This is a genomic window from Bradyrhizobium sp. 160 (assembly GCF_023073735.1).
Lineage (GTDB): Bacteria > Pseudomonadota > Alphaproteobacteria > Rhizobiales > Xanthobacteraceae > Bradyrhizobium.
On sequence record NZ_JADPKD010000028.1, the window covers coordinates 154,089 to 175,266 of the forward strand.

The 21,178-nt window shown below is 65.1% G+C and carries 18 protein-coding genes; 1 reads left to right on the forward strand and 17 read right to left on the reverse strand.

What is annotated here, in order from left to right; genetic code table 11:
* Positions 1 to 32: 32 nt before the first annotated feature.
* From pnp to rimP, 8 genes are all read right to left on the reverse strand, one after another.
* Positions 33 to 2,195 carry a polyribonucleotide nucleotidyltransferase gene (gene pnp, locus IVA98_RS10360; protein ID WP_247303863.1) on the reverse strand — a complete coding sequence of 721 codons (2,163 nt, stop codon included), beginning with the start codon at positions 2,193 to 2,195 and terminating at the stop codon, positions 33 to 35.
* A gap of 377 nt (positions 2,196 to 2,572) precedes the next feature.
* On the reverse strand, positions 2,573 to 2,842 hold the full coding sequence (gene rpsO / locus IVA98_RS10365) for a 30S ribosomal protein S15 (RefSeq protein WP_008540131.1): 270 nt from the start codon (positions 2,840 to 2,842) through the stop codon (positions 2,573 to 2,575).
* A gap of 2 nt (positions 2,843 to 2,844) precedes the next feature.
* Positions 2,845 to 3,966, reverse strand: coding sequence for a tRNA pseudouridine(55) synthase TruB (truB, locus tag IVA98_RS10370; protein ID WP_247354823.1), 1,122 nt, complete (start codon positions 3,964 to 3,966; stop codon positions 2,845 to 2,847).
* Positions 3,963 to 4,397 carry a 30S ribosome-binding factor RbfA gene (gene rbfA / locus IVA98_RS10375; RefSeq protein ID WP_247334532.1) on the reverse strand — a complete coding sequence of 145 codons (435 nt, stop codon included), beginning with the start codon at positions 4,395 to 4,397 and terminating at the stop codon, positions 3,963 to 3,965. The genes truB and rbfA overlap by 4 nt, the downstream gene beginning before the upstream one ends.
* Before the next feature lie 154 nt (positions 4,398 to 4,551).
* Entirely contained in the window at positions 4,552 to 7,236 is a 2,685-nt protein-coding gene (gene infB / locus IVA98_RS10380) for a translation initiation factor IF-2 (RefSeq protein WP_247303858.1), read from the reverse strand.
* Positions 7,237 to 7,306: 70 nt separating this feature from the next.
* Positions 7,307 to 7,990: an RNA-binding protein gene (locus IVA98_RS10385; protein WP_247276482.1), complete on the reverse strand. Its 684-nt coding sequence runs from the start codon at positions 7,988 to 7,990 to the stop codon at positions 7,307 to 7,309.
* A gap of 77 nt (positions 7,991 to 8,067) precedes the next feature.
* On the reverse strand, positions 8,068 to 9,678 hold the full coding sequence (nusA, locus tag IVA98_RS10390; protein WP_247303856.1) for a transcription termination factor NusA: 1,611 nt from the start codon (positions 9,676 to 9,678) through the stop codon (positions 8,068 to 8,070).
* 2 nt (positions 9,679 to 9,680) lie between these two features.
* Positions 9,681 to 10,436, reverse strand: a complete 756-nt coding sequence (gene rimP, locus IVA98_RS10395) for a ribosome maturation factor RimP (protein ID WP_247303854.1) — start codon at positions 10,434 to 10,436, stop codon at positions 9,681 to 9,683.
* A 357-nt stretch (positions 10,437 to 10,793) separates the two neighbouring features.
* Here rimP and IVA98_RS10400 point away from each other — a divergent pair, with 357 nt between their 5' ends.
* Entirely contained in the window at positions 10,794 to 11,876 is a 1,083-nt protein-coding gene (locus IVA98_RS10400) for a DUF2336 domain-containing protein (RefSeq protein ID WP_247303849.1), read from the forward strand.
* 93 nt (positions 11,877 to 11,969) lie between these two features.
* On the opposite strand, the gene trmB is transcribed toward IVA98_RS10400, so the two are convergent.
* The 9 genes from trmB to IVA98_RS10445 form a co-directional block, all read right to left on the reverse strand.
* Positions 11,970 to 12,680 carry a tRNA (guanosine(46)-N7)-methyltransferase TrmB gene (trmB, locus tag IVA98_RS10405; RefSeq protein WP_247303846.1) on the reverse strand — a complete coding sequence of 237 codons (711 nt, stop codon included), beginning with the start codon at positions 12,678 to 12,680 and terminating at the stop codon, positions 11,970 to 11,972.
* Positions 12,677 to 13,834, reverse strand: coding sequence for a M20 family metallopeptidase (locus IVA98_RS10410; RefSeq protein ID WP_247303844.1), 1,158 nt, complete (start codon positions 13,832 to 13,834; stop codon positions 12,677 to 12,679). The genes trmB and IVA98_RS10410 overlap by 4 nt, the downstream gene beginning before the upstream one ends.
* A gap of 89 nt (positions 13,835 to 13,923) precedes the next feature.
* Entirely contained in the window at positions 13,924 to 14,337 is a 414-nt protein-coding gene (locus IVA98_RS10415) for a helix-turn-helix domain-containing protein (protein WP_018319423.1), read from the reverse strand.
* 218 nt (positions 14,338 to 14,555) lie between these two features.
* Entirely contained in the window at positions 14,556 to 16,169 is a 1,614-nt protein-coding gene (lnt, locus tag IVA98_RS10420; RefSeq protein WP_247303842.1) for an apolipoprotein N-acyltransferase, read from the reverse strand.
* Positions 16,166 to 17,284: a hemolysin family protein gene (locus IVA98_RS10425; RefSeq protein WP_247303839.1), complete on the reverse strand. Its 1,119-nt coding sequence runs from the start codon at positions 17,282 to 17,284 to the stop codon at positions 16,166 to 16,168. The genes lnt and IVA98_RS10425 overlap by 4 nt, the downstream gene beginning before the upstream one ends.
* Before the next feature lies 1 nt (position 17,285).
* Entirely contained in the window at positions 17,286 to 17,795 is a 510-nt protein-coding gene (gene ybeY, locus IVA98_RS10430; protein WP_247303837.1) for an rRNA maturation RNase YbeY, read from the reverse strand.
* Between the two features lie 58 nt (positions 17,796 to 17,853).
* Positions 17,854 to 18,849 carry a PhoH family protein gene (locus tag IVA98_RS10435; RefSeq protein ID WP_247303835.1) on the reverse strand — a complete coding sequence of 332 codons (996 nt, stop codon included), beginning with the start codon at positions 18,847 to 18,849 and terminating at the stop codon, positions 17,854 to 17,856.
* A 64-nt stretch (positions 18,850 to 18,913) separates the two neighbouring features.
* Positions 18,914 to 20,308: a tRNA (N6-isopentenyl adenosine(37)-C2)-methylthiotransferase MiaB gene (miaB, locus tag IVA98_RS10440; protein WP_247303833.1), complete on the reverse strand. Its 1,395-nt coding sequence runs from the start codon at positions 20,306 to 20,308 to the stop codon at positions 18,914 to 18,916.
* Positions 20,309 to 20,496: 188 nt separating this feature from the next.
* Positions 20,497 to 21,177 (reverse strand): HAD family hydrolase, encoded by a 681-nt coding sequence (locus IVA98_RS10445; RefSeq protein WP_247303831.1) that lies wholly within the window; start codon positions 21,175 to 21,177, stop codon positions 20,497 to 20,499.
* Position 21,178 lies beyond the last annotated feature (1 nt).

Sequence of the window (21,178 nt, forward strand, 5' to 3'; positions counted from 1 at the left end):
CGCCCTTCATGTTTTTGTCCGTGTGGCGAGACTTACTCGCCCGCCGCTTCGCGCGGGGCCTTCTCGCCCTCGGCGGCCTTCTCCTTGGCCTCGAGGTCCTCGCCGGTGGTCTGGTCGACCACCTTCATCGACAGGCGGGTCTTGCCGCGGTCGTCGAAGCCGAGCAGCTTGACCTTAACCTTGTCGCCTTCCTTGACGACATCGGAGGTCTTCTGCACGCGGTTGGACGCGAGCTGGCTGATGTGGACGAGGCCGTCCTTGGAGCCGAAGAAGTTCACGAAGGCGCCGAATTCCATCACCTTGACGACGGTGCCGTCATAGATCTGGCCGACTTCCGGCTCGGACGCGATCGACTTGATCCACTTGATCGCGGCCTTCATCGCCTCGCCGTCGCTGGAGGCGACCTTCACGGTGCCGTCGTCCTCGATGTTGACCTTGGCGCCGGTCTTCTCGACGATCTCGCGGATCACCTTGCCGCCGGTGCCGATCACTTCGCGGATCTTGTCGGTCGGGATCTTGAACGTCTCGATCCGCGGCGCGTATTCGCCGAGCTCGGCGCGGGCGTTGGTGAGCGCCTTGGCCATTTCGCCGAGGATGTGGATACGCCCATCCTTGGCCTGCCCGAGGGCGACGCGCATGATCTCCTCGGTGATGCCCTCGATCTTGATGTCCATCTGGAGCGAGGTGATGCCCAGCTCGGTGCCGGCCACCTTGAAGTCCATGTCGCCGAGATGGTCCTCGTCACCGAGGATGTCCGAGAGAACCGCGAAGCGCTTGTCTTCGAGGATCAAGCCCATCGCGATGCCCGCGGTCGGCCGCTTCAACGGCACGCCGGCGTCCATCAGCGCCAGCGAGGCGCCGCAGACCGACGCCATCGACGAGGAGCCGTTGGATTCGGTGATCTCCGACACCACGCGGATGGTGTAGGGGAACTCGTGATGCGGCGGCAGCACCGGGTGGATCGCGCGCCAGGCGAGCTTGCCGTGGCCGATCTCGCGGCGCTTGGTGCCGCCGAGGCGGCCGGTCTCGCCGACCGAGTAGGGCGGGAAGTTGTAGTGCAGCAGGAACGTTTCCTTGTACGTCCCCGACAGCGCGTCGATGTACTGCTCGTCCTCACCGGTGCCGAGCGTGGTCACGACCATCGCCTGGGTCTCGCCGCGGGTGAACAGCGCCGAGCCGTGGGCGCGGGGCAGCACGCCGACTTCGGCGACGATGTTGCGCACGGTCTTGGAGTCGCGGCCGTCGATGCGCTTGCCGGTGTCGAGGATGTTCCAGCGGACGATTTTGGCCTCGAGTTCCTTGAACACGCCGGCGATGCGGAGCTTGTCGTATTTCGGCTCCTGCCCTTCCGGGAAGTAGTGGGCCATCACCTTTTCCTTGGCGAGGCCGACGGCGGCATAGCGCTCCTGCTTCACGGGGATTGCGTAAGCGGCGCGCAGCTCCTGCTCGATCAAGCCGAGCATTTCCTTTTCGATCGCCGAATTGTCGATCACGGTGACTTCGCGCGGCTCCTTCGCGGCCTTCTCGGCGAGCTCGATGATCGCGTTGATCACCGGCTGGAAGTGGCGATGACCGAACATCACCGCGCCGAGCATGATGTCTTCGTTGAGCTCCTTGGCTTCTGATTCCACCATCAGCACGGCGTCGGCAGTGCCGGCCACCACGAGGTCGAGCTGGGTGTCGACCATCTCGTCCAGCGTCGGGTTGAGGACGAATTCGTCATTGGCAAAGCCGACGCGGGCTGCGCCGATCGGGCCTTTGAAGGGCGCGCCGGACAGCGTCAGCGCGGCGGAGGCCGCGACCATCGCCACGATATCGGGATCGTTTTCCATGTCGTGCGAGAGCACGGTGACGATCACCTGGGTCTCGTTGCGCCAGCCGTCGACGAACAGCGGGCGGATCGGGCGGTCGATCAGGCGGGAGACCAGCGTCTCCTTCTCGGTCGGACGGCCCTCGCGCTTGAAATAGCCGCCGGGAATGCGGCCGGCAGCGTAGGTCTTCTCCTGGTAATCGACGGTGAGCGGCAGGAAGTCGACGCCTTCGCGCGGCGCCTTCGCCGCGACGACGGTGGCAAGCACCACGGTCTCGCCATAGGTGGCGACGACGGCGCCGTCGGCCTGGCGGGCGATCTTGCCGGTTTCAAGCTTGAGAGGGCGTCCGCCCCAGTCGATCTCGACTGAATGCTTATTGAACATAGGAGGTCTTCTTTCATGGGTTCTCGAAAGAAGGGACGCTTCGAAAAACAAAAACCATGCGCAAGATTGCGGGACGCTGATCGGCGTGATGACCAGCGGCCTGCGATCCTGCCATGGTTTTTGGATTTCGGATGGCGTCCATCCTTTCGGGTCATACGGGCGCCTTGCCCGTTGTGCCCAGCCGCCGGATTGCTGCTGGACTGTCAGTCGGCACGAACGCGAACACCGAACCGTGGTCTTCGTCATCATGCCCCGGATGCCAACCGTCGACGGCTCGCATCCGACGCGCACGCAGCCTCAATCAAAAACCTTTAAAGAAGCGCTTTCGTTCGAAACCACGCGCGAAAACGCGCGCCAGTGGCGCGCGCAGGAACTCTTTAGCGACGAATGTTGTGCTTCTCGAGCAGCGCCTTGTACCGCGCCTCGTCCTTCTTCTTGAGGTAGTCGAGGAGCGAGCGGCGGGTGGAGACCAGCTTCAAGAGGCCGCGACGCGAATGGTTGTCCTTCACGTGGGTCTTGAAATGGTTGGTGAGATTGTTGATGCGTTCCGACAGGATCGCGACCTGAACCTCGGGCGAGCCGGTGTCACCGGCTTTGGTGGCATTCGTCTTGATGACTTCCGCTTTGCGTTCTGCGGCAATCGACATCGTCAACTTCTCTCGTTGCGACCGGGGCTGGCAGTCAGGCCGGTCAGGTTGAACACACGCTTGGGGATGATTTCGCCATTGCCAACTTCGGCAAGCGCCAAAAGACGGCCTGCCACCGTGACATAGACTGTGCCGCTACAAGTGGGCGCATCCCGTCCGCGCAACAAAACGGCCTGGCCCCGGTGGAGCCTTGCCGCATCAGCCCGAGTGACGGCCAGTGCCGGGATGTCGTCCAGCGCGGTCTCAACGGGCAAAAGCGCGTCGGCGAGGCTGCCCTCGCCGGACGCGGCTCTATGGCACAAAGCCTCCAACTGATCCAGCGGAATCATGTCGTTTTCGCCAAATGGGCCGACCAGGGTCCGCCGCAGCGCGCAGATATGGCCAAAAGTGCCGAGAATCCGGCCCATATCGCGGGCCAGCGCCCGCACATAGGTGCCCTTGCCGCACTCCGCCTCGAACACGGCCCGGTCGTTATCCGGTTGATCCACAAGGGCTAAATGATGAATCTCGACGGGGCGGGGCGCCAGCTCCACGACCTCGCCGTCGCGCGCGAGGTCATAGGCGCGCTCGCCCTGGACCTTGATCGCGGAATAGCGCGGCGGGATCTGCTCGATCACCCCGGTGAACCGGGGCAACAGGGCCAGGATGGCGTCCCGGGTCGGGCGCTGGTCGGAGGTCGCGGTCACCCGCCCTTCGATGTCGTCGGTATCGCGCTCCTCGCCCCAGCACACGGTGAACTGGTAGCGCTTGCGGCCGTCCATCACGAAGGGGACGGTCTTGGTGGCTTCGCCGAGTGCGATCGGCAGGCCGCCCGAGGCGAGCGGATCGAGCGTGCCGGCGTGTCCCGCGCGCTTGGCGTTGAACAGGCGCTTGAGCACCGCGACAGCTTGCGTCGAGGTCATCCCGATCGGCTTGTCGAGCACCACCCAGCCGTGGACGTCGCGCCGGTCGCGGCGCGGCTGGTTGCCCTTCTGCTGCTGCTTGGCGCGGGGATCGTTGTTGACGCGGCGCGGCTCCTGGTACGGCTGAGACTTGCTGCCCAGATCCGCAAAATTATTTGTCTGCACGTCGCGTTGATCGGCCTGTTCGCCGCTGATCGTGTCGTGAGCCGGGTCCATCGTCATCGTTCTTCTTCCCGATCCGAATCCGGATCCTGTTCCAGGTCCTTCTGCACCGCAGGTGTTCGCAAAAGCTTCTCGATCCGTTCCGCTTCATCGAATCGCTCATCGACGCGGAAGCGAATGTCAGGTGCAAATTTCAGGTTAACGCGCCGCGCCACTTCGCCACGCAGGAACTTCTTGTTGCGCTCGAGTGCGCTGATGACGATCTCGGTGTCGCGGCCACCGAGCGGCATCACGTAGATCGTCGCGAGCTTCAGGTCGGGCGACATCCGCACCTCCGGCACGGTGATGATGTGACCTTCGAGATCCGCATCATGCACGTTGCCTTGCGCCAGAATCTCGGCCATCGCATGGCGAACCTGCTCGCCGACGCGCAACTGGCGTTGCGAGCCTCCGCCGGGCGCGGAACTCTTCTTCTGATGATGGCGTGGCATTCTCGAAAATCACCTCGTCATGCCCGTGTTTGGGACACGGGCATTGTCGTTTGTCCTGTTGAAACGAAGAGGGGTGGATGGCCGGAAAATCCGGCCATCGCACTCCCGCAATCTCAGTTCAAAAAGGATCCGAACGCTTCGGTAAGATTTGGACTTACAGGGAGCGCTGGATCGTCTCCACGCGATAACACTCGATCACGTCACCGGCTCGCATGTCGTGATAGTTCTCGAAGGCCATGCCGCATTCCTGGCCCGACTGGACTTCCTTCACTTCGTCCTTGAAGCGCTTCAGCGTCGAGAGCTTGCCTTCGTGCACGACCACGTTGTCGCGGATCAGGCGCACATTGGCGCCGCGTTCCACGGTGCCGTCGGTGACGCGGCAGCCGGCGACCTTGCCGACCTTGGAGATGTTGAAGATCTCCAGGATCGCGGCATTGCCCAGCATGGTTTCGCGCAAGGTCGGCGCGAGCAGGCCGCTCATCGCCTTTTTCACGTCGTCCACGAGGTCGTAGATGATGTTGTAGTAGCGGATCTCGATGCCGTTGCGCTTGGCCGCCGCGGCCGCTTCCTTGTTGGCGCGAACCGAGAAGCCGATGATCGCGGCGTTGAAGCCTTCCGCGAGCGTCACGTCGGATTCCGAAATGCCGCCGACGCCGGCATGCAGGATGCGGGCTGCGACTTCGTCGGTGCCGAGCTTCTCCAGTGAGCCGAGGATCGCTTCCAGCGAGCCCTGCACGTCGGCCTTGATGATCAGCGGGAATTCCTTGCGGCCCGCGGTCTTCAATTGGGACATCATCTGCTCGAGCGAACCGCGCATGCCGGAGATCGAGGCAGCCGCGTTCTCGCGCTTCTGATGCGCGCGATAGCTGGTGATCTGGCGGGCGCGGGCTTCGTTCTCGACCACCGCGAGACGATCGCCGGCTTCCGGCGGACCGTTGAAGCCGAGCACCTCGACCGGCACCGAAGGACCGGCCTCCTGCACCGTCTCGCCCTGATCGGAGATCAGCGCGCGGACGCGGCCCATCTCGGCGCCGGCGACGATGATATCACCGACACGGAGCGTGCCGCGCTGGACCAGCACGGTCGCGACCGGACCACGGCCGCGATCGAGCTTGGCCTCGATCACAGTGCCTTCGGCCGGACGCTCCGAATTGGTCTTGAGGTCGAGGATTTCGGCCTGCAGCGCGATCATCTCGAGCAGCTTGTCGAGATTGGTCTTGTTCTTGGCGGATACCTCGACGTCGACGACTTCGCCGCCGAAGGATTCGACCTGAACCTCGTGCTGGAGCAGCTCGGTGCGGACGCGCTCGGGCTTGGCATCGGGCTTGTCGATCTTGTTGATGGCAACGATGATCGGCACGCCTGCCGCCTTGGCGTGGTTGATGGCTTCGACCGTTTGCGGCATCACGCCGTCATCGGCCGCGACCACCAGCACGACGATGTCGGTGACCTTGGCGCCGCGGGCGCGCATCGCAGTGAACGCAGCGTGGCCGGGCGTGTCGATGAAAGTGATCTTCTTGCCGCTCTCCGGCGACAGCACCTGATAGGCGCCGATATGCTGGGTGATGCCGCCGGCTTCGCCGGAAACCACGTTGGCATGGCGCAGCGCATCGAGCAGCGAGGTCTTGCCGTGGTCGACGTGACCCATCACGGTCACGACAGGCGAACGCGGTTCGGTATCGGTGGAATCGTCGACTTGGTCGAACAGGCCCTCTTCCACGTCCGAGGCGGCAACGCGCTTGACCGTGTGGCCGAGCTCTTCCGCGATCAGCTGCGCGGTGTCGGCGTCGATCACGTCGGTGATCTTGTGCATCGCGCCCTGCTTCATCAGCATGCGGATGACGTCGACCGCGCGCTCGGACATACGGTTGGCGAGCTCCTGGATGGTGATCGCTTCCGGAATCGTCACCTCGCGGATGAGCTTTTCCTTGGGCTCGTTCGAGGCGTGGCCCTTGAGGCGCTGGGTGCGGCGGCGGAACGAGGCGATCGAACGCTCGCGCACCTCATCGGCATTGAGCGCGGTGACGACGGTGAGGCGGCCGCGCTCCTTCTGCGGGCCGGGCTTGTGGGTGGTTTTGGGGGCGGCCGCAGGACGCGCGACACCGCCGGGACCGCGACGGATCTGGCGCGGACCATCGTCCTCGTCGGGTCCGGCCGCAACCGCGGGAGCGCGCCCCGCCGGGCCAGCCGGCCGCTGAGTGGTCGTTGTCGGGCGCGCAGTGGTGGTCGCCGCAGGTCGCGCCGTACCTGGCGCGGAGCGGGGAGCGCTAGTCGCCGGAGCTGCCGTTGCGGGACGTGCGGCAGAAGGCTGCTCGCCTTCGCCAAAACGCTTCTTGGCCTCGGTCTCGGCCTTCCGCTTGGCTTCGTCCTCGTGGCGATGACGCTCATCCTCGGCCTTGCGACGGGCTTCGGCGGCTTCGCGCTCGGCGCGTTCGGCAGCCTCGCGGGCAGCGCGGCGCTGCGCCTCTTCCTCGGCCTGGCGGCGTTCCTCGACCTCGCGCAGCTTGGCATCGGCCAGCGCGCTGGCGCGGGCCGAACGCTCGTCTTCGGTCAGGGTACGCAGCACCACCCCGGAACCGGCGTTGCGCGGTGGGGCGGGCGGCGGGGCGGAGCGCGAGGGCGCGGGCACGGCCGGTGCCGGTTTCGCGGTCACCTCGGGCGCGTGCGGCTCGGGGCCGTCGCCAATGCGGCGCTTGCCGCGCTTCTCGACCACGACCTGCTTGCTCCGGCCGTGGCTGAAGCTCTGGCGCACGGTGCCCGTTTCGACGCGCGGCTTGAGCGATAGCGTCTTGCTCGGAACGCTCAGCTTCTTGTCGCCAGGGGTCTTGGTATCAACCATTCAGCAGTCCTAATCCTGATCTGTTGTCGTTGTGCGTTGCCGCACCGTCATATCGGTTCGTCGTTGTCTCTCAGAAATCCTGGCCGTGTTTTTCGGCCGTCTTGTCATCGTCCGCCATCCGGTATCGGACCAGCATCTGGCTACGTGACAGGAATGACCTGCTCGCCGGGCCCGCGAGCAGCGCAGCATGTATCACATTTGACCGGGTCAGTGCCAAATCCAATTCTATCGATTTCAGCGCGGTGACGACGGGAATCTGCGGCTTGGCGCCGCGATTTCCGGCATTTTGACGCGCCAGCATGTCCAATTTGCGGATTCCGTCCGCGGCCCCGTCGCTGGCGTGGATCAGGACCTCGACCGTACCTTCCCGAAGGGCGCTCTCGACCTTGCCGAAGCCGGCCACGACCTGGCCCGCCTTGGCAGCGATCCCAAGGGCTTCCGTCACGCTCCGAACCAGGAGCGCTTCGATGTCGGCGGGAAGCGTCTGAGGGGCCCGCAGCTCGCGCTTGAAGGCCTTGTTAAATTGGTGACGCCGCACGGCTTCCGCAACCACCTGGCGTGAGGCGGTGATCCACATGCCGCGTCCGGGCAGCTTACGCTTGAGATCGGGAACTATGTCGCCTTGCGGCGAGACGACGAAGCGGATCAGCTCGTCGATCGGCCGGACCTTGCGGCTGACCGCGCACATGCGCATGGTCGCGGACCTTTCGGTCCGCGGCCCATGGTCGAGTTCGCTGTCAGTGCTGGCGAGCATCCGGGTGACATCCTCCTTCGCCTTCTAAGTCGCGTGTTCTTTACGCAAAACCGGCCTCCACTTTTGCTGAACACGCCTTAAGCCGGCTGATCTTCAGTCGCCTCAGCCTCCTCAGCGGGCTTGGCAAGATCGGCCTCGGTGATCCAGCCGGCCTTGACGCGGGCCTGCATGATCATCGCTTCGGCATCGTCGCGGGAGATGTCGATGCCGTCGAGCGCACCAACGTGCTTGGTTGGCTCGCTGCCTTCCTTGCGCTCGGTCCAGCCGACCAGATCGTCGGTGGCGCAGCCGGCGAGATCGTCGACCGTCTTGATGTCGTTCTCGCCGAACTTCACCAGCATTTTCGAGGTCACGCCGGGCACGTCCTTGAGGGCGTCCTCGACGCCGAGTTCCTTTCGCTTGGCCTCGAGCTCGGCTTCCTGCTGCTCGAGATGTTCGCGGGCGCGGTTCTGCAGCTCCTGCGCGGTCTCCTCGTCGAAGCCCTCGATGCTGGCGAGTTCCTTGACGTCCACCATCGCGAGTTCCTCGACCGAGGTGAAGCCTTCGGACGCCAGCAACTGGCCGACCACTTCGTCGACGTTGAGCGATTCCATGAAGACGCGGGTGGAATTTTCAAAGTCGGCCTGGCGACGCTCCGATTCCTCCTGCTCGGTCAGGATGTCGATGTCCCAGCCGGTGAGCTGCGAAGCCAGACGCACGTTCTGGCCGCGGCGGCCGATCGCCAGCGAGAGCTGGTTGTTGGTGTCGGGCACGACGACCTCGATGCGCTCGCGGTCTTCGTCGATGACGACCTTGGAGACTTCGGCCGGTGCCAGCGCGTTGACCACGAAGGTCGCGATGTCGGGCGACCAGGGAATGATGTCGATCTTCTCGCCCTGCAACTCGTTCACCACCGCCTGCACGCGCGAGCCGCGCATGCCGACGCAGGCGCCGACCGGATCGACCGAGGAATCTCGGGAAATCACGCCGATTTTCGCGCGCGAGCCGGGATCGCGGGCGACCGCCTTGATCTCGACGATGCCATCATAGATCTCCGGCACCTCCTGCGCGAACAGCTTCGCCATGAATTGCGGATGAGTGCGGGAGAGGAAGATCTGCGGGCCTCTCGTCTCGCGGCGGACGTCGAAGATATAGGCGCGGACACGGTCGCCGTTGCGGAAGACTTCGCGCGGCAGCATCTCGTCGCGACGGATGATGGCTTCACCACGGCCGAGATCGACGATCACGCTGCCATATTCGACGCGCTTGACGACGCCGTTGACGATGTCGCCGATGCGGTCCTTGAATTCCTGATATTGCCGGTCGCGCTCGGCCTCGCGCACCTTCTGCACGATCACCTGCTTGGCCGACTGGGCGGCGATGCGGCCATATTCCAGCGGCGGCAGCGTGTCGGCGATAGTGTCGCCGACCTGGGCACCGGGATTGGCGCGCTGTGCATCCACCAGCGAGATCTGGTTCGAAGGGTTTTCGACCTTCTCGACCACAAGCATGTGGCGCGACAGCCGCAGCTCGCCCTTCTTCGGGTCGATCTCGGCGTGAACGTCAGTCTCGCTGCCGTAACGGGCCCGCGCCGCCTTGGCGATGGCATCCTCCATCGCGGCGATGACGATGCCGCGGTCGATCGATTTCTCGCGCGCAACGGCGTCCGCGATCTGGAGCAATTCAAGTCGATTGGCGCTGACTGCCATGGCTAGTCTCCTTCGTCAGGCTCGATCTCGCCCCGTCGCGCACGTTCGGCGGCCAGGCGATGCTTCTTTGTATTGGTCGGTGCCGGCTTTTTTTTCGGCTTGGTGTTCTTGGTGATCTTCTCGCTGATCTGGGCGTGCGGCGCCGGAGGCGGCTCGAGGCCGAGATTGCGACGCATCTCGCGCGCCTCGGCCTTGCCGCGGCGCATGGATTCCGCAATCAGCTCATCGGTCAGCACCAGCCGCGCCTCGCCAATATCCTCCATGGTCAGGAGAACGTCGGCGTCATCGCCGGCCTTGACGTCATCGCGATGCAGATGCACGCGATCGCCTTCGACAGCACCGAGCGTGCCGCGGAACCGCTTCCGCCCCTCATGGGCGACCGCCATCTCGACCTTCACCAGATGTCCAGCATAGCGCTCGAAATCGGAGCGGCGCACCAGCGGCCGGTCGATTCCCGGTGAGGAGATTTCCAGCCGGTAGGCGCGATCGATGGGGTCGGCGACGTCGAGCACAGGCGACAGCGCCCGCGAGATCGCCTCGCAATCCTCAATCTGCATCGAGCCGTCCGGCCGCTCGGCCATGATCTGCACCGTGCAGCCGGCCTCTCCGGAAATACGGATACGCACCAGCCGATAGCCCATGCCCTGGAGCACGGGAGCTGCGACCGCGGCCACCCGGGCCGCGACGCCCGGCTCGACCACGAGCCGCGGCTCGGCCAGCAATTCGGCATCCGTGGAACCAGGGTTCGGTTCGGTCATAGCAGGGGTCAGGCGCTCGATGGTTAAGGCTGGGTTAATGTCAAAGCCCGCTTCGGAACTCTCCCGACAACGCATCGGGCCGCATCCTCCGCCAAGCCGCGTTCAGGTAATAAAAAAGAGCGGGTCCTTTCGGGCCCACTCTCACTACGCGGATCGTATGAGAAGATGAATTGCCGCTGATATAGCCCTTTCGCCCCTCCCGGACAAGGCCCATTGCAGGGCAGAGGACGCTTTTTGCGTCCTTTGGGCGGCTCGCCCCGCAACGCTTCCTTCATCAAGCAGGCCTAGATTCCCCGATTGTGGGGCGGCTTGAGCTATGGCGCGCCCACGGCGTGCCAGATCCCCGAGTTGCGTTTCATGATCGTTGCTACCTCGCTGATTCCTGGATTGGACGATATCGTCAAACGCGGCGATCCCCGACGTCGCGGCGAGATCGCGCGGGCCATCTCCGCATTATTTTTCCGGGATGCCGAAAAACTCCGTCCCGAGCTGATCGATCTGTTCGACAATCTCCTGATCGATCTCGTCCCGCATGCCGAACTCGCTTCGCGCGCCGATCTCGCCGAGCGCTTCTCGCGCCTCGGCAACGCGCCGCCGCATCTGGTGAACCAGCTCGCGCGCGAAAACGAGATCACGGTGGCCGGCCCCGTGCTGCGCCGCTCGCCCGTGCTCGATGAGGCAGCCCTGGTCGAGATCGCGCGGCTGAAGGGCCAGGGCCATCTGCTGGCGATAACGGAGCGCCCCACCTTGCCGGCGGTCGTCACCGACGTGCTGGTGGAGCGGGGTGATCGCGACGTGGTGCGTCGCGCAGCCGGCAATGCAGGTGCTGTCTTCTCGCCCGGCAGCTATTCCGAGCTGATCAAGCGTGCCGCGCAGGACGGCGTGCTGACGCTCAAGATCGGTCAGCGCAACGATCTCTCCGGCGAGCACCTGAAGGAGCTTCTCAACGGCACGCTCGACGTCATCCGCCGCCGCCTCTCCAGCGTGGTCAATCCCGCGCGCCAGGTCGAGATCAAGCGCGCGATGGAGGCCATCGAGGAGGCGGCGCGGCCGCCGGGGCCGCGCCGTGACTTCTCGGCGGCACAGCGAACGGTGACGGCCCTGCATCGCGAGGGCCATCTCGGTGAGAGCGCGCTGCTCGGTTTCGCCAAGGCGCTCAAATATGAGGAATCGATCGCCTCGCTCTCGGCGATGACCGGCGTCCGCCTCGCGATTCTCGACCGCCTGATCGCGGGCGATCGCTACGATCCGATTCTGATCCTGGGGCGCGTGCTCAATCTCGGCTGGCCCACGGTACGCGCGCTCATCCTGCTGTGGTACGGGCCGCATCGCACCCCGGCCGATGCCGACATCGAGGCCGCGCGCATGAACTTCACGCGCCTGATGCCGACGACCGCCGAGCGCGTCGTGAATTTCTGGCGCAACCGGCGGACGATTTGAAGTTCTCTCTCTTGTCATTCCGGGGCGGGCGAGGCCCGAACCCGGAAGCTCGAGCTTCCGGGTTCGATGCTGCGCATCGCCCCGGAATGACGACTAGACCCGCTTGAACCGCAGATAGGCCGCCTTGCGTCCTTCGCGCGCGGCCTTCCGGCCGTAGCGCGTCATTGTGTAGCCCACCCATGGCTGCCGAAAATCGTCGGCGCGTTCGGCAAGCCAAACGAAATCCGAAGAGCGGGCAAGATGCGACAGCGTCCAGGCGCAGTAATCGTCGACGTCGCAGACGAAACGGAATTCGCCGCCAGGCTTCAGCACGCGCGCCATTGCGGCAATGGTCCTGTCCTGGACGAAGCGCCGCTTCCAGTGCCGCCGTTTCGGCCAGGGATCGGGATGGATCAGGTCGATCCGCGACAGCGAGGCTTGCGGAAGCCAGGCCAAGAGCTCGGCGGCATCGCCGGCGAACAGGCGGATGTTGCTGATGTTGGCGGCGTCGATCTGCGCGAGGATTTTGGCCATGCCGTTGACATAGGGCTCGCAGCCGATGAAGCCGGTGGCGGGAAAGCTTTGCGCCTCGGCCGCCAGATGCTCGCCGCCGCCGAAACCGATCTCGAGCCGCACCTCGCTTGCCGCGGGGTCGAAGATCTCGCCGGCATTCGCCGGTGCCTCGCTCGCGATGTCGAGCGCAAGATGCGGCAGCAGCTGATCGATCAGCCCGGCCTGGTGCTGCCTGAGCTTGTGACCCTTGCGGCGTCCGAAGAAGGCGCGCTCGCTGTCATCGCGCGCGGAATCTGATTTGCGCTCGCTCATCGCAGCGTCTGGTACAGGCGATGGAGCAGCCGCGCGCGCGGCGCGAGCGAGGAGACGTAGAGCTGCTCATAATGCGTGTGTGCGCCCTTGCCGTCGACGCCGAGCCCGTCGAGCGTCGCGGTGTGCGCGGCGGTAAAGTTACCGTCCGAGCCGCCGCCGGTGTGGGTGTCGATCAGCTCGAAGCCGATCTCGGCGGCAAGCGTCTTCGCATGCTCGTAGAGCGCCGCGCCGGCATTGCTCTTCTCGTAAGGCGGGCGATTAAGCTCGCCGGCGACCGCAACGGTGACGCCGTCGGTCTTCGACGTGAGCGCGAGGATCTTGCCGACGAACTCGTCCGCATCCTTGAGGCTCAACACACGCAGATCGACTTCGGCATAGGCCTCTTCCGGCGTCACGTTGGGGCGCGTGCCGCCGCGCACCACGCCGACATTGACGGTGACGCCACGCTTGACGTCGTTCATCCCTTCCAGCGCCAGGATCACGTTGGCGAGCTCGCGGACGGCGCTGCGGCCGTCCTCCGGTCGGGAGCCCGCATGCGCGGGCACGCCTTTGATGAAGACGCGGAAGCGTCCGACGCCCTTGCGTCCGGTGACGATCCTGCCGCCGTCGCGCGCCGGCTCCGTCACCAGCACGTATTTGGCCTTGCGACCTTCCTGCTCGATCAGCGCACGTGAGGTCGGGCTGCCGATCTCCTCGTCGGAGGTGAACATGTGGGTGATGCCGAGCGGCGAACGGTCGCCGGCGGCGCAGAGCGCGCGAAAGGCATGGTAGGCGATGTAGGCGCCGCCTTTCATGTCGTAGATGCCGGGGCCGAACGCGCTGTCGCCTTCGATCTTGAACGGCAGGCGCTCGATGAAGCCCATGGGATGAACGGTATCGAGGTGGCTCAGCACCAGGATGCCTGGTCGGTCCTGGCCCCAGGTCGAGCGCGCCACAAGATGATCGCCGCAGCCATTGACCCCAGCGACGCGCTCGAGCGTGGCGGGCAGCTCGCGGTATTGCTCCGCGACCACGGAGATCAGCTTGTTGACCTGCTCGGGCGCTTCCGTCGGCGTCTCGATCTCAACCCAGCGGCGGATGCCATCGAGAATGGTTTGGGAATCGAACCAATTGGAGCTGGCCATGAACGCATCTATGCCCTTGAACTGCATCATCGGAGTGGACGCGCATCGAGGGCGCGGTCGCAAATGACGACATAGGCCAGATTTGGCGCAGTCTCAAATCGCCAATTGCGATGGGCGCGTCAGCGCTTGTCGGGGCCTTCGCGCGCGGCGATCTGCTCGACGAGATCGACGATGGAGCGGCGCATCTTGGAATCGGTGATTCGGGTGAACGCCTTGGTCAAGGCGAGTCCCTCTGATGTCGCAAGGAAATCTGAGACGTAAGAGGGCGAGGCGCCTTCGCTGAAGCCATCCGGGCCCGGCACACCGCTCGGCCCGCCCTCGAACAGGAACGACACAGGTACCTGGAGAATCTCGGCGATCTGCTGAATGCGGCTCGCGCCGACCCGGTTGGTGCCCTTCTCGTATTTCTGGATCTGCTGAAAGGTCAGGCCCAAAGCTTCACCGAGCTTTTCCTGGCTCATGCCCAACATGATGCGGCGCATACGCACGCGACTGCCGACATATTTGTCAACAGGGTTGGGCGCTTTCGACATTTCCTCAGCCCTCCAAACATCACCCTCGGCGCAATCATCAGGCCTGCCTCGGGTGCCAGCACCGTCAAATCGAACCCTCTTATTGGGAAACATTGCGGAGAAATTTAGCAATGTACCGCTGTCTTTCGCAGCCGGTGCAGAATGAGGAGCCCGCCTGCAGTCTGTCAACCGTGGGACTACGGTTGTCAAGGATTCCAGCCACGTCCGCTGCGAGGCGATCAGGGGTGCCGTTTGGCGACACGCCGGCGGACCGCCACAATCACCGCGAGCGCGACGAGCATGGCTGCGGGCACGTCGCCGACGCGCGCATAGACAGTCGATGGGATCGCGGCGGGCAGGTTTGCATCCAAAATGCCCTCGATTCCGAGACCGAGGCTGGCGATGGTGCGTCCCATCGGATCGATCACTGCGGAGATGCCGGTGTTGGCGGAGCGGACCAGCGGCAGGCCGAGTTCGATCGCGCGCATCCGCGCCTGCTCGAGATGCTGATAGGGGCCGGTCGAGATGCCGAACCAGCCGTCATTGGTGAGGTTAACGATCCAGCCCGGACGTTCGCTGCGTGCAGCCACCTCACCGGGAAAAATGGCTTCATAACAGATCAGCGGCAGCGCGGGCGGCGCGCTGGCGACCGGCAGCGCATGCCGCACGGTGCCGGCAATGAAGCCACCGCGCACGCGCGTCAGCTGCTCGAAACCGAGCTTCTCCATCAGCTCCTGATAAGGAAGAAATTCGCCGAACGGCACCAAATGCAGCTTATCGTACACTGCGAGCACGCTGCCATCGTGGTCGATCACGTAGATCGAATTATAGGCGCGCGTGATCGGTGTGCCCCGCGGCAGGTCCGGCGCGCGGACCGACCCCGTGATCAGCACAGTGCCCTTCGGCAGCAGATCGGCGATTTGCGCCATCGCGTCGGCTTCGCGGGTCAGGAAGAACGGAAAGGCGGATTCCGGCCAGATCAGGATGGTGGCATCGCGAACGCCGGTCGATTGCGGACCAGAGGCGCGGTCGGACAGCGCCAAATATCTCTTCATCACCTCCGCTTTGGCGGCGTAGTTGAATTTCGCGTCCTGCTGCAGGTTCGGCTGCATCAGGCGCAGCTTGGCGCCAGCAACCATCGTGGTCGGAGGCAGCGACAGGCGGATCGCGCCGAAAATGCTCATGACGATCAGAAGCGCGATTGCGGCGGCCGGTGCGCGCCATTGCAGGCGGCCATCGGGCGCGCGATCGATCAGCGTCGCAGGGCTCGCGAAGATCGCGACGGTCAGGAACGTCATGCCCCACAGGCCGATCAGCGATGCCGTCTGCGCCAGCGGCAGCGGCTCGGACAGCGCGTAGCCGAACGCGTTCCAGGGAAACCCGGTCAGCGCGTGGCCGCGCAGCCATTCGCTAATGGTGAGACTTGCTGCGAGCGCCAGCACGCGCGTGGCGTTCTTGGTCCAGAGCAGGCGCGCCAGCGCAAAGCCCATTGCCGTGAAGATCGAGAGATAGGCCGGCAGGCCCAGCACGGCGAACGGTGTGAGCCAGGCGAACACGTCGGCGTCGACGAAGAATGCGTAGCCGATCCAGTAGAGACCGGGGACGAAATAGCCGAGCCCGAACCAGTAGCCAGTCAGCGCCGCGGCAGGAACGCCGCCATATCGTCCGGCGCCGGCGCCGTCGATCAGCCAGACCAGCACCGGGAAGGTGAGGAACAGCACCGGAAACAGGTTGAACGGCGCCAGCGCCAGCACCGACAGCGCCCCGGCCGCCATGGCGATGACGGCGCGCTTCCATCCCCAGGTGAGGATGACGGCAAGCGCAATCTGCCGGAGTCGTTGCAATGGGCTCACTGCGGACCGGTCCCGTCGCTTGGCGGCGGGGTAGGCGTGTCACTGGCCGGTGGTTGGCCGCTCTCCGGCGCAGCCTCGCGGCGTCGGCTCTCGCGCTGGGTGCGGGGCGCGGGACGTTCCTTCCGCGTCGAGATGCGCAGCCGCTTGACGCGGCGCGGATCGGCATCGAGCACCTCGACCTCGTACGTGCCGGGGCCCGAGATCACTTCGCCGCGCACCGGCAGGCGCCCGACGAAGCTGACGAGATAGCCGCCCAGCGTCTCCACTTCCTCGCCGGCCTCGCCGGTGACGAAATCCTCGCCGATCACCGCGCGGACGTCGTCGAGGCTGGCACGGGCATCGGCGATGAAGGCGTTGTCGGGCAGGCGCACGATCGAGGGCGGCTCGTCGCTGTCGTGCTCGTCGTCGATCTCGCCGACGATCTGCTCGACGATGTCCTCGAGCGAGACCAGCCCGTCGCTGCCGCCATATTCGTCGACCACCAGCGCGAGGTGGATGCGCGTGGCCTGCATCTGCGCGAGCAGGTCGATCGCCCGCATCGAGGGCGGCACGTACAGCAGCTTGCGGATGATGCGCGCATCGTGAAGCGGCAGCGCGAGATCGACGGCGCGCAAATCGAGCCCGGCCGGCAGCGGTTTCTTGCGCTTGGTCTTGGTGGCCTCCGACACGCGCGCACGGGCGGTCATGAAGGCGAGCAGGTCGCGGATGTGGACGATGCCGACGGGATCGTCCAGCGTCTCGTTGTAGACGACGAGACGCGAATGGCCGGCGCTCTCGAAGCGGTCCATCAATTCGCCAAGCGGGATGTCGCGCTTCACCGCGACGATGTCGGCCCGATGGACCATGACGTCGGCGATGCGGCGCTCGTGCAGGCCGAGGATGTTGCGCAGCATGGTGCGCTCGACCGCGGAGAAGCCGGTGTCGTCGGGGGTGGCCGCGTTGAGCACGACCTGGAGATCGTCGCGCACCGATCCCGCCTTCCAGCCGAACAGCGTCCGGATGGCGCGCAGCAGCCAGCCTTCCGCGGTCGGCCGCATCACCTCACCTTGGGTCACGACGGCGGGTAAATTGCGCGTGTTGCGCGGGTTGTCCTGGATTGGATCGGAATCCGGCATCTCAGTTCGTCCCCGGGCGGTCAGCATAGGGGTCGGGGATGCCGAGATGCGCCAGGATCTGCGTCTCCAGCGCTTCCATCTCCTCCGCGTCGTCGTCGTTCTCGTGATCGTAGCCGATCAGATGCAGGAAACCGTGGACGGCGAGATGGCTCAAATGATGACCGAACGGCTTGTGTTCCTCGTCCGCCTCGCGCCGCATGGTCTCGTAGGCGATCGCGATGTCGCCGAGCATGCGCGGCGCATCGCCCGGCTTCCATTCGCCTTCGGGCTGGAGCGCGGGGAATGACAGCACATTAGTTGGCTTGTCGATGCCGCGCCAGTTGCCGTTGAGGGTGCGGATGCCGGCGTCATCGGTCAGCATCACAGCCACTTCCGCGTCGGCGAGGTCTTCGTCGACGCTCTCGGCGGCTGCCGCAAGCGCGCGCTGGATCACGGTCTCGGAATCGGGCTCGCTCTGCCAGCAATCGGCGACGACGAGGACCTCGGTGATGGGAAGGTTGGGATGGGACATTGTGCTGTCTGGGACGAAAAGGCGCCGTCCGCGCCCGCTTGGTCCGGCTGTTGTCTCGTCAGGATTGACCGCTGGCCGGCCGCTGCGGCGACCCTTCGTAGGCGGCGACGATCCGCGCCACGAGCTCGTGGCGGATCACGTCCTCGGCTTTGAAATGCACTTGCGCAATCCCCTCGACCCCGTTCAGGAGCCGGGTTGCTTCCGCCAGTCCCGAGGTCTGGCCGTTCGGCAGGTCGATCTGAGAGGGATCACCCGTCACGATCATGCGGCTGTTCTCGCCAAGGCGGGTCAGGAACATCTTCATCTGCATCGACGTGGTGTTCTGCGCCTCGTCCAGGATGATGGCGGCGTTGGTGAGCGTGCGGCCGCGCATGAAGGCGAGCGGCGCGATCTCGATCTCGCCGGTCTGGAGCGCCCGCTCGACGATGCGCGCATCCATGAGATCGTAGAGCGCGTCGTAGATCGGGCGCAGATAGGGATCGACCTTCTCGCGAAGATCGCCTGGCAAAAAGCCGAGCCGCTCGCCGGCTTCCACCGCCGGGCGTGACAGGATGATCTTGTCGACCTCCTTGCGCTCGAACAGCTGCGCGGCATGCGCGACCGCGAGCCAGGTCTTGCCGGTGCCGGCGGGACCGATGCCAAACACCAGCTCGTGGCGCTTCAGCGCGCGGATGTAGGAATCCTGCGCGGCGGTGCGCGCGCGCACCGGGCGCTTGCGCAAATTGATGCTGTCGAAGGTCGATTTGGCCGATTTGGCGTCGAACTCGAACAGCGAGCCCTGGGCGATCACGGCCCGGATCGCGCCCTCGACCTCGCCCTGGTCGAGATCCTGTCCCTTCACGGCTTGCGCGTAGAGCGCCTCCAGCACGCGGCGTGCGGCATCGCAGCCGTCGCGCGTGCCGCCGATGGTGATGTGGTTGCCCTTGGAGTCCACGACCACGCCGAGGCGCCGCTCGATCTGCGCGAGATGCTGGCCGTAGGGGCCGACCAGCGCGGAAGCGGCACGGTTGTCATCGAAATCGATGACGACCTGGGTCTCGGGCGGAACTTGCATGTCGCGGTCAAATTTGCGGCTGGGAGCGAACGAAGGCGAATCCGATGCGCTTTTTGGCAAGGGTTCAGGCTCCAGTGGCTTGCGATGAAGCGGGCTCGCGCGCGTTGCGCGGCGTCGCGAGGTCGCCGAGAAAGCTGTAGCGTTCGAGGCTGTCGATCCGGACCGGCAGGATCTGCCCGATGATTTCGGCCGAGGCCATCACATGCGCGGGCTGGAGGTAAGCGGTGCGGCCGACGATCTGGCCTTCCTTGCGGGCCGGACGCTCGAACAGCACGTCCACCGTTGAGCCAATCGCAGCCTTGTTGAAGGCCGATTGCTGGCTGTCGATCAGTTCCTGGAGCCGCTCCAATCGCTGGTCCATCTCGGCGGGGGACACCGTCTCCTGCATATCCGCGGCCGGCGTTCCCGGCCGGGCGGAGTATTTAAACGAATAAGCCGCAGCGTAGCCGATTTGCGTGACGAGCGCGAGAGTGGCGAGAAAATCTTGCTCGCTCTCGCCGGGGAAGCCGACGATAAAATCTGATGAAAAAGCAATGTCTTGGCGTGCGGTGCGGAAACGGTCGATGACCCGCCGGTAATCATCGGCGGTATGTTTGCGGTTCATGGCGGCCAGAATCCGGTCCGAGCCCGACTGCACCGGCAGGTGCACGAACGGCATCAGCGGGCCGAGATCGCGATGGGCCGCAATCAAACTGTCATCGACGTCGCGGGGATGGCTGGTCGAATAGCGCAGCCGCGCGATGCCCGGGATTTGCGCCAGATGCTCGAGCAATCGGCCGAGCGGCCAGGTTTTTCCGTCCGGCCCCTCGCCGTGATAGGCGTTGACGTTCTGCCCGATCAGCGTCAGCTCGCGCACGCCGTTGTCGGCGAGCCGCTTCACGTCCTCCACGATCTTCGCCACCCGACGGGAGACCTCGGCACCGCGCGTATACGGCACGACGCAGAACGTGCAGAACTTGTCGCAGCCTTCCTGCACCGTGACGAAGGCGGAGATGCCGCGCGCGCGAATCGCGTCGGACTTCGGCTGGGCCAAGAAGCCGAACTTGTCCTGAGCGGGAAATTCGGTCTCGATCGCGCGACCTTCGTCGCCCGCGCGCTTCAACAGCTCGGGCAGATGATGATAGCTCTGTGGTCCGACCACGACGTCGACGACGGGCGCGCGGCGCACGATTTCTTCGCCCTCGGCCTGCGCCACGCAGCCCGCGACCGCAATCTGCATCGCGCGGCCGCCCCGCGCCGCCTCGTCCTTGGCCACGCGCAGCCGGCCGAGTTCGGAATAGACCTTTTCCGAGGCCTTCTCGCGGATATGGCAGGTGTTGAGGATGACGAGGTCGGCGTCATCAGCGCTGGCCGTCTCCACGAATCCTTCGGGGGCCAGCGTGTCCACCATGCGCTGGGCATCGTAGACGTTCATCTGGCAGCCATATGATTTGATGTGCAGCTTGCGCGGCGGCGTCATGGAACCCGGAATTGAGGTGGAGGACGGCCCTCAGATATAGGTTGGAGCGGCGAAAATCCAGCGAATGGCGCCCCCTTGGGCCGTCATTCCGGCGCGACGCAGTCGCAAAGTCCGGAATCCAGAGGTTTTGGCGCGATTCCGGGTTCACGCGCCTCGCGCCGACCCGGATGGCGGTCAGAGACCGAAAATCAGCCTGCCAGGGCCTTCGCCTCGGCCGGCCGGATCAGCTCCGGCAGCCGATGCATGTCGGCAAAGAGCAGGTCGGCGCCGGCTTGGCGCAGCGTTTCGGCATAGCCCTCGCGGCAATGGCTGCCACCATAAAAGCCGAACACAGTCATTCCGGCCGCCCGGGCGCCGGCAATCCCGGCCAGGCTGTCCTCGATCACGACACAGCGCCCCGGCGGCACGCCCATCTGCTTTGCCGCGAACAGGAACAGATCGGGCGCCGGTTTGCCGTTCTTCACCTGCGAGGCCGAGAAGATGTTCGGCGCGAGGCGTTCGTAGAGGCCCGTGCTCCCCAGGCTCACGCGCATGCGCTGGTGCGAGCCGCTCGAGGCGACGCAGACGCGTTGAGCGACGATATCGAGCACATCATGGATGCCGCGGATCGCTTCGAGGTCGGCCTCGAAGGAGCGGAATAGCTCGTCCTGCAGATCGCCGTGATAGGCCTCGGGCAACTTGCGACCGAGCTCGGTCTCAATCTCGAGATTGGCCTGCCGCGTCGAGCGGCCAAGGAAGCGCTCGAACACCTGCTCGGACGTGATCGGATAGCCGTGCCTGGTCAGCACATCCGCATGCGCACGACAGGAGATCACCTCGCTGTCCACGAGCACGCCGTCGCAGTCGAAGATGATGAGCTCGATGGGCACT